General features: G+C 69.5%; 13 protein-coding genes. 7 read left to right on the top strand and 6 right to left on the bottom strand.

Annotated elements, in window-relative coordinates; translation table 11 throughout:
- Nucleotides 1-18: 18 nt before the first annotated feature.
- From ACIQM4_RS05380 to ACIQM4_RS05365, 4 genes are all read left to right on the top strand, one after another.
- On the top strand, nucleotides 19-960 hold the full coding sequence (locus ACIQM4_RS05380; protein WP_401586387.1) for a F0F1 ATP synthase subunit gamma: 942 nt from the start codon (nucleotides 19-21) through the stop codon (nucleotides 958-960).
- Nucleotides 960-2402: a F0F1 ATP synthase subunit beta gene (gene atpD, locus ACIQM4_RS05375; protein ID WP_399436875.1), complete on the top strand. Its 1443-nt coding sequence runs from the start codon at nucleotides 960-962 to the stop codon at nucleotides 2400-2402. The genes ACIQM4_RS05380 and atpD overlap by 1 nt, the downstream gene beginning before the upstream one ends.
- Nucleotides 2403-2527: 125 nt before the next feature.
- A complete protein-coding gene (locus ACIQM4_RS05370; RefSeq protein ID WP_345228397.1) occupies nucleotides 2528-2902 on the top strand; it encodes a F0F1 ATP synthase subunit epsilon in 375 nt (124 codons plus the stop codon).
- Between the two features lie 158 nt (nucleotides 2903-3060).
- Complete coding sequence (locus tag ACIQM4_RS05365) at nucleotides 3061-3507, top strand: DUF2550 domain-containing protein (protein ID WP_401586384.1); 447 nt, start codon at nucleotides 3061-3063, stop codon at nucleotides 3505-3507.
- Nucleotides 3508-3590: 83 nt separating this feature from the next.
- On the opposite strand, the gene ACIQM4_RS05360 is transcribed toward ACIQM4_RS05365, so the two are convergent.
- The 3 genes from ACIQM4_RS05360 to ACIQM4_RS05350 form a co-directional block, all read right to left on the bottom strand.
- Nucleotides 3591-5357, bottom strand: coding sequence for a glycosyl hydrolase family 18 protein (locus ACIQM4_RS05360; protein WP_401586381.1), 1767 nt, complete (start codon nucleotides 5355-5357; stop codon nucleotides 3591-3593).
- A gap of 264 nt (nucleotides 5358-5621) precedes the next feature.
- Entirely contained in the window at nucleotides 5622-6266 is a 645-nt protein-coding gene (locus ACIQM4_RS05355) for a response regulator (RefSeq protein ID WP_401588089.1), read from the bottom strand.
- Nucleotides 6267-6421: 155 nt separating this feature from the next.
- Entirely contained in the window at nucleotides 6422-7648 is a 1227-nt protein-coding gene (locus ACIQM4_RS05350; protein ID WP_401586379.1) for a sensor histidine kinase, read from the bottom strand.
- 147 nt (nucleotides 7649-7795) lie between these two features.
- Between ACIQM4_RS05350 and ACIQM4_RS05345 the strand changes: the two genes are divergently transcribed.
- Nucleotides 7796-8398, top strand: a complete 603-nt coding sequence (locus ACIQM4_RS05345) for a hypothetical protein (RefSeq protein ID WP_401586376.1) — start codon at nucleotides 7796-7798, stop codon at nucleotides 8396-8398.
- A gap of 217 nt (nucleotides 8399-8615) precedes the next feature.
- Here ACIQM4_RS05345 and ACIQM4_RS05340 read toward each other — a convergent pair whose 3' ends face one another.
- The 3 genes from ACIQM4_RS05340 to ACIQM4_RS05330 are packed head-to-tail and all read right to left on the bottom strand — an operon-like array spanning nucleotide 8616 to nucleotide 10820.
- The gene (locus ACIQM4_RS05340) at nucleotides 8616-9188 is read right to left on the bottom strand and encodes a cob(I)yrinic acid a,c-diamide adenosyltransferase (RefSeq protein ID WP_401586373.1); all 573 of its coding nucleotides are present in this window, start codon (nucleotides 9186-9188) and stop codon (nucleotides 8616-8618) included.
- Between the two features lie 22 nt (nucleotides 9189-9210).
- On the bottom strand, nucleotides 9211-10002 hold the full coding sequence (locus ACIQM4_RS05335) for an ABC transporter permease (protein WP_401586371.1): 792 nt from the start codon (nucleotides 10000-10002) through the stop codon (nucleotides 9211-9213).
- Between the two features lie 11 nt (nucleotides 10003-10013).
- Nucleotides 10014-10820, bottom strand: coding sequence for an ABC transporter ATP-binding protein (locus ACIQM4_RS05330; protein ID WP_401586368.1), 807 nt, complete (start codon nucleotides 10818-10820; stop codon nucleotides 10014-10016).
- Between the two features lie 100 nt (nucleotides 10821-10920).
- Between ACIQM4_RS05330 and ACIQM4_RS05325 the strand changes: the two genes are divergently transcribed.
- Both ACIQM4_RS05325 and ACIQM4_RS05320 read left to right on the top strand, forming a co-directional pair.
- Entirely contained in the window at nucleotides 10921-11562 is a 642-nt protein-coding gene (locus tag ACIQM4_RS05325; RefSeq protein ID WP_401586366.1) for a TetR/AcrR family transcriptional regulator, read from the top strand.
- Between the two features lie 145 nt (nucleotides 11563-11707).
- The gene (locus ACIQM4_RS05320; protein WP_401586364.1) at nucleotides 11708-12556 is read left to right on the top strand and encodes a 3-hydroxyacyl-CoA dehydrogenase family protein; all 849 of its coding nucleotides are present in this window, start codon (nucleotides 11708-11710) and stop codon (nucleotides 12554-12556) included.
- Nucleotides 12557-12605 lie beyond the last annotated feature (49 nt).

Genomic DNA, 12605 nt, shown 5'->3' with positions numbered 1-12605 from the left:
ACGGAAGGGACCTGACTCATGGGAGCGCAGCTCCGGGTCTACAAGCGTCGCATCCGATCCGTCACCGCGACCAAGAAGATCACCAAGGCGATGGAGATGATCGCCGCCTCTCGCATCGTCAAGGCTCAGCGCCAGGTGGCGGCCTCCACGCCGTACGCCAGTGAGCTGAACCGCGCGGTGACGGCGGTGGCGACCGGCTCCAACACCAAGCACCCGCTGACCACCGAGGTCGAGGCCCCGACCCGGGCCGCTGTCCTGCTCATCACGAGCGACCGCGGTCTGGCCGGCGGCTACTCCTCCAACGCCATCAAGGCCGCGGAGAGGCTCACCGAGCGGCTGCGCGGCGAGGGCAAGGAGGTCGACACCTACATCGTCGGCCGCAAGGGCATCGCCTACTACGGGTTCCGCGAGCGCAAGGTCGCGGAGTCGTGGACCGGCTTCACCGACAGCCCCACCTACGCGGACGCAAAGCGGGTGGCCGGCCCCCTCATCGAGGCCGTCACCGCGGAGACGGCCGAGGGCGGCGTCGATGAACTGCACATCGTCTTCACGGAATTCGTGTCGATGATGACGCAGAACCCGGTCGAGAACCGGATGCTGCCGCTCTCGCTCACGGAGACATCAGCGGCTACCGCCGCGGGGGCTCAGGAGGAGAAGGGCACGAAGGGCGAGATCCTTCCGCTCTTCGACTTCGAGCCCTCGGCGGAGGACGTCCTCGACGCCCTGCTGCCGCGATACGTCGAAAGCCGTATCTACAACGCACTGCTTCAGGCCGCCGCCTCCGAGCACGCCGCCCGTCGTCGTGCGATGAAGTCGGCGACCGACAACGCCGGGGATCTCATCAAGAGCCTCTCCCGGCTTGCCAACGCGGCCCGCCAGGCCGAAATCACCCAGGAAATCAGCGAGATCGTCGGTGGCTCCAGCGCCCTCGCCGACGCGAACGCGGGGAGTGACAAGTAATGACGACCACTGTGGAGACGGCCGCCGCCACGGGCCGTGTTGCCCGTGTCATCGGCCCTGTCGTCGACGTGGAGTTCCCCGTCGACGCCATGCCCGAGATCTACAACGCCCTCAAGGTCCAGGTCGCAGACCCGGCCGAGGACGGCAAGCTCAAGACGCTGACCCTGGAAGTCGCCCTGCACCTGGGTGACGGCCTGGTCCGCGCGATCTCGATGCAGCCCACCGACGGCCTGGTCCGCCAGGCCCCGGTGACCGACACCGGCGAGGGCATCACCGTCCCCGTCGGCGAGATCACCAAGGGCAAGGTGTTCAACACCCTCGGCGAGATCCTCAACAAGCCGGAGGCCAACGCCGAGGTGACCGAGCGGTGGCCCATCCACCGCAAGGCCCCGTCGTTCGACCAGCTCGAGTCGAAGACCGAGATGTTCGAGACCGGCGTCAAGGTCATCGACCTTCTCACCCCGTACGTCAAGGGTGGAAAGATCGGTCTGTTCGGTGGTGCCGGTGTCGGCAAGACCGTGCTGATCCAGGAAATGATCTACCGCGTGGCCAACAACCACGACGGTGTGTCGGTGTTCGCCGGTGTCGGTGAGCGCACCCGTGAGGGCAACGACCTCATCGAGGAAATGGCCGAGTCCGGCGTCATCGACAAGACGGCGCTCGTGTTCGGTCAGATGGACGAGCCGCCGGGCACGCGTCTTCGCGTCGCGCTCTCGGGTCTGACCATGGCGGAGTACTTCCGCGATGTGCAGAAGCAGGACGTGCTCTTCTTCATCGACAACATCTTCCGCTACACGCAGGCGGGCTCCGAGGTCTCCACGCTCCTCGGCCGCATGCCGTCCGCGGTGGGTTACCAGCCGAACCTGGCCGACGAGATGGGTCTCCTCCAGGAGCGCATCACCTCGACCCGTGGTCACTCGATCACCTCGATGCAGGCGATCTACGTCCCCGCGGACGACCTGACCGACCCGGCGCCGGCCACCACCTTCGCCCACCTGGACGCGACGACCGTGCTGTCGCGCCCGATCTCGGAGAAGGGCATCTACCCCGCGGTGGACCCGCTCGACTCCACGTCGCGCATCCTGGACCCCCGCTACATCGCGGCGGACCACTACGCGACCGCCATGCGTGTCAAGGGGATCCTCCAGAAGTACAAGGACCTCCAGGACATCATCGCGATCCTCGGCATCGACGAGCTGGGCGAGGAGGACAAGCTCGTTGTCCACCGTGCCCGTCGCGTCGAGCGCTTCCTGTCGCAGAACACCCACGTCGCCAAGCAGTTCACCGGCGTGGACGGTTCGGACGTACCGCTGGAAGAGTCGATCCGCGCGTTCAACGCGATCTGCGACGGCGACTACGACCACTTCCCCGAGCAGGCGTTCTTCCTGTGCGGTGGCATTGAGGACCTCAAGGCCAACGCCAAGGAGCTCGGCGTCAGCTGACGTCCGAAGCCCCGGAGTTACGTACGGGTGAGAGGGGCGGGCCCGCCCGCCCCTCTTCCGTACACCCCCTAGACTTTGACCCAACACCCGGCAGCACTGCCGGGTGGTGACCCGAGGAGCCACCCTTGGCTGCTGAGCTGCACGTCGAGCTGGTCGCTGCGGACCGTAACGTCTGGTCCGGCGAGGCCACCCTGGTCGTCGCGCGTACCACGTCCGGCGACATCGGCGTCATGCCCGGTCACCAGCCGCTTCTGGGTGTGCTGGAATCGGGCCCGGTGACCATCCGTACGAGCGAGGGCGGCACCGTCGTCGCCGCCGTCCACGGCGGTTTCATCTCGTTCGCCGACAACAAGCTGTCGCTGCTCGCGGAGATCGCCGAGCTGGCCGACGAGATCGACACCGCCCGTGCGGAGCGGGCGCTGGAAGCCGCGAAGGCGGCGGACGACTCCGCGGCCGAGCGTCGCGCCGACGTCCGACTGCGTGCGGTGGCGGGGCACTGAGTCCCGCCTCACGCCACGTGAATTAACCTCAGCCGCGGCTCGTACTGGATACTTCCAGGACGGGTCGCGGCTGAGGCGATGCTGACGCGGTCGCGGCGTCGCAGTGAGTGAATGGCTTTTCCGTAGCGGTACTGGATGAGGCGAGGAGGTCGTGGGAGATGATCCTCGCTCTGCTTGTGTGCGGCTCTGTCGTCCTGCTGGTGCTGGTGGGACTCTTCGTCTTCGGACTGCGCCGGAGGCTGATTCAGCGCTCCGGCGGCACCTTCGACTGCTCGCTGCGCTGGGACACCACCGAGGAGCTGGACACGTCAGGCAAGGGCTGGGTGTACGGCGTGGCCCGCTACAGCGGTGACCGGATCGCCTGGTTCCGGGTCTTCTCGTACGCGCCCAAGCCGCGCCGGGTGCTGGAGCGCTCGGCGATCGAGGTGGTGACGCGGCGCTCGCCCCAGGGCGAGGAGGAGCTGGCACTGCTGTCCGACGCCTCCATCCTGGGCTGTGTCCACCGCGGTACGCGCCTGGAGCTGGCGATGAGCGAGGACGCGCTGACCGGTTTCCTGGCCTGGCTTGAGGCGGCGCCGCCCGGCCAGCGGGTGAACGTGGCGTAGGCCGAACGCAGGAAGGCCGGGGGAGACGGGGGCGGACCCGTCTCCCCCGGCTTTTCCCATGGGGGGTTTACTGCTGCGAGCGGTTACTTCAGACCGGAGTCGATCGCCGAGACCAGCTCGCCGTTGGCGGTGTCACCGCTGAACTCCCAGAAGAACGCGCCTCCCAGGCCCTGCGACTTCGACCATGCCATCTTGGAGTTGATCGTCGCCGGGGTGTCGTAGCTCCACCAGTTGGTGCCGCAGTGGGCGTACGCGGTGCCGGCCACCGTGCCGTTCGAGGGGCAGCTGGTCTTGAGGACCTTGTAGTCCTCGATGCCCTGCTCGTACGTGCCGGCTGCCGGGCCCGTGGCGGTGCCGCCCGGCTCCTTCTGGGTGACGCCGGTCCAGCCGCGGCCGTAGAAGCCGATGCCGAGCAGGAGCTTCTTGGCGGGGACGCCCTTGGCCTTCAGCTTGGCGATCGCGTCGGCGGAGTTGAAGCCCGCCTGCGGGATGCCCGGGTAGGAGGTCAGCGGGGAGTGCGGGGCCGTCGGGCCCTTCGCCGCCCAGGCGCCGAAGAAGTCGTACGTCATCACGTTGTACCAGTCGAAGGACTTGGCCGCGGTGCCGTAGTCGGCGAGGTCGATCTTGCCGCCGTCCGAGCCGTCCGCGGTGATGGCGGCGGTGACCAGGTTGTTCGCACCGAACTTGGTGCGCAGCGCGGAGGCCACGTTGCCGAGTGCGGCGGGACCGCTGGTGTCGCAGGTCAGGCCGCAGGCGTTCGGGTACTCCCAGTCGATGTCGATGCCGTCGAAGACGTCGGCCCAGCGCGGGTCCTCGACCAGCTGGTAGCAGGAGTCGGCGAACGCGGCCGGGTTCTTGGCCGCCTCACCGAAGCCGCCGGACCAGGTCCAGCCGCCGAACGACCAGATCACCTTGATGTTCGGGTACTTGGCCTTGAGCTTGCGCAGCTGGTTGAAGTTGCCGCGCAGCGGCTGGTCCCAGGTGTCGGCGACGCCGTCCACGGCCTGGTCCGCCGTGTACGCCTTGTCGTAGTCCGCGAAGGCGTCACCGATGGTGCACTTGCCGCCCTGGACGTTGCCGAACGCGTAGTTGATGTGGGTGATCTTGGCGGCCGAGCCCGACGTCACGAGGTTCTTGACGTGGTAGTTGCGGCCGTAGACGCCCCAGTTGGTGAAGTAGCCGAGCTTGACCTGGTCGCCGGGGCCGGGGCCCGGGTCGGTGCCGCCGCCGGTGGTCTTGACCGCGACCGAGGCGCTGGCGGGACCGGTCTGGTCGGCGGTGTCGCGGGCCTGCACGGCGTACGAGTAGCTGGTGCCCGCAGTGAGGGCGTTGTCCGTGTAGGTGAGGCCGGTGACGGTGGCGACCTTGCTGCCGTCGCGCAGGACGTCGTAGTTCTTGACGCCCTTGTCGTCGGTGGCCGCGGTCCAGGTCAGCTTGGCCGAGGTGTTGGTGACGCCGCTGGCGACCGGGGTGCCGGGGGCGCTGGGGGCGGCGTCGCCCGGCTGGGAACCGCCGTCGCAGGAGGCGCCGTTGAGCTTGCAGCCCGACGGGTTGCCGGGGCCGGTGCCGTTGAACCCGAAGGTCACGGAGGCGCCGGGGGTCAGGGTGCCGTTCCAGGAGAGGTTCTTGGCGGTGACGTGGTTGCCGGCCGTGGTGAGCGCGGCGTCCCAGCCGGAGCCCGCCTTGGTGCCGGTGGGGAAGTCCCACTCCACGGTCCATGAACTCAGCGTGGTGGTACCGGTGTTCTTGACGGTCCACGAGCCTTCGAAGCCCGTGCCCCAGTCCGACTTCTTGGTGTACGTCGCCGTCGCCGCGGGAGCTGCCTGGGCGGGGGAGGCCAGGCCGACCATTGCGGCGAGGGGAAGGGCGAGTGCGGTGAGAGTGGCTGCGACACGCGTTCTGTACCGCGTTCGCAGGGGGATTCCAGTGCTCAAGGGTTGCTCCCGAGAGAGGTCCGACATGACGGGTGGGACCTGCGCCGCCTGGTGAGCACACCCGTGAGGGGGGAGGCAAAGCTTGGCGTGCTCACCACTGCAGTGCGGTGAGCGTGCCAAGGTCTGGACCAATCGTCAAGAGGTCTGGACCAGAGAAGGGAAATGCGTCGGTGCAGGTGGTCAGATACCCAACTCACCCGCCAGAACGGCCGCTTGCACCCTGCTGCGCAGCCCGAGCTTGCCGAGCAGTCGGCTCACATGTGTCTTGACGGTGGCCTCCGCCATGTCCAGGCGAGCCGCGATCTCCGCGTTGGAGAGCCCCTCGCCGAGCCGGGCCAGCACCTCGCGCTCACGCCGGGTCAGCGGATCGAGCACGGACAGGTCGGGTGCGTCCTCCTTGCGTACGGACGCGGGGGAGGCGAACTCGGCGATCAGCCGGCGGGTCACGGCGGGCGAGATCAGCCCCTCGCCGCGCGCCACCGTCCGCACCGCCTCCAGCAGGTCCCTGGCCTCGGTGTTCTTGAGCAGGAAGCCCGATGCGCCCGCGCGCAGCGCCCCGAAGACGTACTCGTCGAGGTCGAAGGTGGTCAGTACGAGGACGTCGGCGAGCTGCTCGGCGACGACCAGCCTGGTCGCCGAGACCCCGTCGAGCCGTGGCATCTGGATGTCCATGAGCACCAGGTCGGGGCGCAGCTCACGGGCGAGCCTGACCGCCTCCTCGCCGTCCGGGGCCTCGCCCACGACCTCGATGTCGGGGGCGCTGCCCAGGATGAGGACGAGGCCGGCCCGCACCGCCGACTGGTCCTCGGCGACCAGGACCCTGATCGGGGAAGGGGCGTCGGTACCGCTCGGGTCCGCACCCGGGTCGGCGCTCGTGTCCGCGCCCGGGTCCGCGCCCGGGTCGGCGCCCGGGTCGGCGTTCGTGTCCGCACCCGGGTCCGCTCCCGGGTCCGCACCCTTGTCCGCGCTCGTGGGCGTGCTCACGTGGGAAGCTCCTCGCTCTCGTCCTCGGCGGGCAGTTCCGCCCGCACCCGCCACATCTTGGTGCCGTCGTCGAGGGTGACGGGGCCCGCCGTCAGCTCGCCGTCCAGGAGCGCCACGCGTTCCTGCATGCCCACCAGGCCGGCGCCCGAACCGGGGGCGCGTGGCCCCGGGCGCCCGCCGCCGAAGGGGCTGGTCACCGTCACGGTCAAGGCGGTCCGCGCATGGGCGAGAGTGACGGCGACCGGGCCGGGGGACGCGTGCTTGAGCGCGTTGGTCAGGGACTCCTGAACGATCCGGTACGCGGCCAGCTCCACCGGCGTGGGCAGCTTGAGGCCGGGTGGGCGGGCGTCGTCCAGGGTGAAGCTCAGCCCGCTGTCGGCGCCGAAGGTACGGGACCTGGCGAGCAGTGCGTCGAGGCCGTCGAGGGTGGGGGCGGCCGTGGGCTCCTGATCGTCGTCGCTCTCCCGCAGTAGTCCGATCAGACGACGCATTTCGGCCAGTCCCTGCACGCTGTTCTCCCGGATGACGGACAGGGCGCGCACGGAGGTCTCGGGGGTGTCGATGGAGAGCGCGGCGGTGGAGTGGATCGCGATGGCCGAGAGGTGGTTGGCCACCATGTCGTGCAACTCCCGTGCCATCCGCGCCCGTTCGGCCGTCACAGCCTGGGCGCGGTCCATCTCGGCGAGCAGCGCGGTCTGTTCGGCACGCAGTCGGGCGGCGACCGCGGCCTGGCGGTGGTTGCGGAGGATCGATCCGGTGAGGGCGGGGGCGAAGCTGACCAGCCCGGTGACCGTGCCGATCAGCAGGGCCTCCGGCTTGCGGAACCAGGCGAGGAAGCCGACGGTGACCGCCAGGGTGATCACCCCGGTGGTGACCGGGATCCGGCGGGCTGCCTGGGGGGTGCCGTAGACCACGGCCGCGTACACGAGGTCCGCGAACATGATGACCGTGGCGAGGTTGCCCTGGGTGAACTGGTCCGCGACCACCCCGAGGGTGCCGGCCACGAGGGCGAACGCGGGGGCGGTCCTGCGCACCAGCTCCAGTGCGGCGAGCAGGCAGAGAGGCACGAGGGTCGCCCAGCCGGGGAGCAGCAGCCGGTCGCCCTGGCTGTGCAGGCCGAGGAACCAGAGCAGCAGACCGCCGAGCAGGCTGATCACCGAGAGGCGTACGTCGTCCCGGTGCGGTTGGAGGAGGGGATGGCTGAAGCGGGGCACGTACTCCATCCAACACGGCCCTGGGCCGGGCGGCCTCAGCGTCCGGGCGGAAACCGGACTGCATCCTTCGGTGTAGTGCGCTTTCGCCCCTGGCGACGATGTCCTGCGGAGCGGGACGGCCGAGGATGGAGGGGTGCTGAGGAGAGGAGTGCGGTCATGGTCCTCGGACTGATCATCGCTTGCGAAGTCGCCTTCTGGGTGCTTCTGCTGATGGGGCTCTCCCTTCGCTACCTGGCGAGGATGCCCCGGCTCGGGGCGGCGGTTCTCCTGTGCGAGCCGCTGCTGGAGGTCGTGCTTTTCGTGGTCACGGCGATCGACCTGAAGAACGGGGCCGCGCCGGACTGGAAGCACGGGCTCGCGGCGGTCTACATCGGGTTCACGGTGGCGCTGGGTCACCGCACCGTCAAGTGGCTCGACGCGCACTTCGCACACCGCTACGCGGGCGGGCCCCCGCCGGTGAGGCCGCCGAAGTACGGGATGGCGCGGGCGGCGTACGAGTGGAGGACGGCGGGGCGGTGGATCCTCGCGTGTGCGATCGCGGCGGGGCTGTTGCAGGGGGCGGTCTGGTACGTGGGGGAGGCGGGCGACGTGGCGTCCCTGCGGGACTGGCAGTCCAAGGTGGCGTTCGTGGCGGGGATCAACTTGGTGATTGCGGGGAGCTATACGGTGTTTCCGAAGCGGGAGCGGGAGCGGGAGCGGGAGCGGGTTGAGGGGGAGCGGGGGCCGGGGGAGTCGGAGCGGGAGCTTTCCGGGCGGTAGTGGGCGGTCGTAAGCGGTCGTGGGCGGGGCGAGAAGGGGGCGCTCCGCGCGAGGGGCCGCCCCCTTGCCCACCCGTCCCGCCCCCGGGGGGCGGCCCCGCTGCCCAAGGGGGCTGGGGGTGGGGGCGAGGGGTGGCCCCGCTGTGCGAGGGGGCTGGGGGTGGGGATGAGGGGGGCCCGCTGCCCAAGGAGGCTAGGGCCCAGGAAGGGCCGGGGGGTTAGCGGTCGCCGCCTGGTACCCAGAGGACGTCGCCCATTGTCTTGTTGGCCGTGCGGGCGAGGATGAAGAGCAGGTCGGAGAGGCGGTTGAGGTAGGTGGCGGTCAGGGGGTTCATCGTCTCGCCGTGCACCTCGAACGCCGCCCACGTCGAGCGTTCCGCCCGGCGGACCACCGTGCACGCCTGGTGGAGCAGGGCCGCTCCCGGGGTGCCGGCGGGCAGGATGAAGGAGCGGAGCTTCTCCAACTCCTCAAGGTAGGCGTCGCAGTCCGCCTCCAGCTTGTCGATGTACGACTGCTCCACCCGCAGCGGCGGGTACTTCGGGTCCTGGACGACCGGCGTCGAGAGGTCCGCGCCCACGTCGAAGAGGTCGTTCTGGATGCGGGTGAGGACCTTGACCACGCCCTCGTCCAGGTCGCCCAGGGCGATCGCCGTGCCGATCACCGCGTTCGCCTCGTTGGCGTCCGCGTACGCGGAGATCCGCAGATCGGTCTTGGCGGTGCGGCTCATGTCTCCCAGCGCGGTGGTGCCCTGGTCGCCGGTACGGGTGTAGATGCGCGTCAGATTGACCATGGGAGGAGCGTATCCATCAGGGTCAGGCTCCGGCGCGGCGGAACTCCCGGGTGCCCACCGCGAGCGCCAGCACGGTGAACGCCACCGCGACCAGCACCCCGTACAGCATGGTGGGGTTCAGGTACTCCCCGACGTACGCCGAGCGCACCGCGTCCACCAGGTAGCGGAACGGCATGAAGTGCGAGAGGACGTCCAGCCAGGTGGGTGCCAGGGCCATCGGCAGCATCAGGCCGGAGAGCAGGATCGCGGGCATCGAGACCGCGTTGACGACCGGGCCGAATCCCTGGGGCGTCGAGACCCTCATGGCCAGGGCGTACGAGAGCGCCGCGAGCGCGACGGTCAGGACGCCGACGAACACGAAGCCGATCAGGATGCCGGCGACGGGCGCGCGCAACCCCATGACCAGGGCCGCGGCCACCAGCAGCACCGCCTGGAAGACGAAGAGGACCGCGTCGCGCAGTACCCGCCCCAGGAGCAGGGCGAGCCGGCTGACCGGGGTGACCCGCATCCGCTCCACCACCCCCGTCCCCTTGTCGAGGATGAGGGCGAAACCGGCGAACGAGGCACCGAACAGGCCGAGTTGCAGCAGCAGACCTGGGACGAGTACCTGCCAGGAGTCGCCCTTCGAGGCGAGCGGCAGGCCGGTGAGCAGGGGGCCGAAGAAGAGCAGGTAGAGCAGCGGCATCAGTACGCCGAAGAAGATCTGGAACTTCGAGCGCAGGGTCTGCCGCAGGTACCGGCCGAGGACCAGCGAGGTGTCGGAGAGCACGGAGGACCTGGAGGACCTGGAGGTCAGGGAGGATCTGGAGGACATGGGAGGGGTTCCTAGACCGCTACGGGGATGTTGTCCTTCGGCGCCGGGGCGGCGCGTCCGGTGATGGCCAGGAACGTGTCCTGGAGTGTGGCGTCGGGGGAGCCGCCGTGGCGCAGCTTCAGCGCGGCGGGGGTGCCGTCGGCGACGACCGCCCCCTTGTCGATGATCACCAGGCGGTCGGAGAGCGCGTCGGCCTCGTCGAGGTAGTGGGTGGTCAGCAGGACGGTCGTGCCGTACGTGTCACGCAGCCGGCGCACCAGTGCCCACAGGTCGCTGCGGCCCGCCGGGTCGAGTCCGGTCGTCGGCTCGTCCAGGAAGAGGACCTCGGGGCGGTGGGTGAGGCCCATCGCGATGTCGAGCCTGCGCCGCCGGCCGCCGGAGAGGGTGGCGCAGTCGCGGTCCAGGAAGTCGGTGAGGTCCAGGTCGTGGGCCAGTTCCTCGGCGCGCGCGGCGGCCTCCGTCCTGCTCAGCCGGTAGAGCCTGCCCTGGGTGACGAGTTCCTCGCGCACCGGGACGTGCGGGTCGACGCCGCCCGCCTGCGCCACGTACCCGATCTTCTGCCGGACGCCGGCCGGGTCGGTCAGCAGGTCACGGCCCGCGACGGTGGCCGCGCCGCCGGTGGGGGCGAGGAGCGTGGTGAGCATGCGCAGGGTGGTGGTCTTCCCGGCACCGTTCGGGCCGAGGAGGCCGAGGATCTCGCCGGGACGCACGCTCAGGTCGACGGACCGGACGGCCTCGACCGGGCCCGCCTTGGTCTGGAAGGTGCGGGCGAGACCGGAGGTGCTGACGATCGCCTGAGGCGCTTCGTTCGCTGTCATGGCACCAGAAAAACAGAGTCGCCCTAAAATTGCAATGACACCAAAAAAGAGCAGGGTGCAAATTTCCAGTGAGCTCAACGAGCGTGCGTACGATGGCGGCATGGCTGAGGGACTGAGGGAGCGCAAGAAGCGCCGGACCAGGCAGTACATCTCCGACGTGGCCACCGGGCTGTTCCTGGAGAAGGGCTTCGACGCGGTGACGATCGCCGAGATTGCCACCGCCAGCGATGTCTCGGTCAACACCGTCTACAACTACTTCCCGGCCAAGGAAGACCTCTTCTTCGACCGGAGCGCCGGCATCGTCGACCTGCTGGCGCGGTTCGTCCGGGCCCGCGACGAGGGGGAGTCGGCGGCGGCGGCCGTGCTGCGCGAACTGCGCGCCGACGTGGAGGCGGTCTCGCCGCGGGTCGGGCTGATGGAGGGCTACGACCGCTTCATGAAGGTCGTGCACGGCGCGCACACCCTGCGCTCCCGGCTCTGGTACATCCAGCAGGAGTCCCTGCAGAACCTGGAGAAGGCCCTGCGCGAGGACACCGGCGCCGGCCCCGATGACGACCTGCCCGACCTGGTCGCCGGACAGATCGCCTGGGTGCACTCCACCCTCATGGCCTGGATCGGCCGCGAGATGGTCAAGGGGCGCGCCGCGGCCGAGGTGTCGCGTGACGCCCTCGTCCTGCTGGACGAGATGGAGGGGCTGCTGAGCGAACGGGTGCTCAACTACGCCGCACGGGACGCGAGCTGACCCGTACCGGTGTGATGTCCGTCATTCGAGACGTGACGCGCATCTCTTCGCCGTCCCTGCGGCCGGATCCGGCGATAGCCTCCGCCTCAGGACAACGCATCCGGGTGTCCGACGTTCATGCACGGGGTTGCAGAGGGAGTGCGCAGTGGCCAGGAAGCTTGCCGTCATCGGTGCCGGTCTCATGGGGTCGGGCATCGCCCAGGTCTCGGCGCAGGCGGGCTGGGACGTGGTCCTGCGCGACGTCACGGACGCGGCGCTGACGCGCGGCACCGACGGGATCAAGGCCTCCTACGACAAGTTCGTCAGCAAGGGCAAGCTGTCGGCCGAGGACGCCGGGGCCGCACTCGCGCGGATCACGACCACCACCGACCTGGACGCCGTCGCCGACGTGGACATCGTCGTCGAGGCCGTGTTCGAGAAGCTGGAGATCAAGCACGAGATCTTCCGCACGCTGGACAAGCTGGTGCGCGAGGACGCCGTCCTCGCCTCCAACACCTCCGCCATCCCGATCACGAAGATCGCAGCGGTGACGGAGCGTCCGGAGCGGGTCGTCGGCGCGCACTTCTTCTCGCCGGTCCCGATGATGCAGTTGTGCGAGCTCGTCCGCGGGTACAAGACGAGTGACGAAACCCTCGCCACCGCGCGGGAGTTCGCCGAGTCCGTCGGCAAGACCTGCATCGTCGTCAACCGCGACGTCGCCGGTTTCGTGACGACCCGTCTCATCTCGGCACTCGTCGTCGAGGCGGCCAAGCTGTACGAGTCGGGCGTGGCCAGCGCCGAGGACATCGACACCGCCTGCAAGCTGGGCTTCGGCCACGCCATGGGACCGCTCGCCACCGCCGACCTGACCGGCGTCGACATCCTGTTGCACGCCACCGGAAACATCTACACCGAGTCCCAGGACGAGAAGTTCGCACCGCCGGAGCTGATGCGGCGCATGGTCGACGCGGGTGACATCGGCCGCAAGAGCGGACAGGGCTTCTACAAGCACTGAGCTGTTCTGCCGCAGGGGCCGGTACCGGGCACCGCACTCACCCCTGCGG

Source organism: Streptomyces sp. NPDC091272, from assembly GCF_044757485.1.
GTDB lineage: Bacteria > Actinomycetota > Actinomycetes > Streptomycetales > Streptomycetaceae > Streptomyces.
Note: the sequence above shows the minus strand (reverse complement) of the source record. Positions and strands in the feature narration are given on the sequence as shown.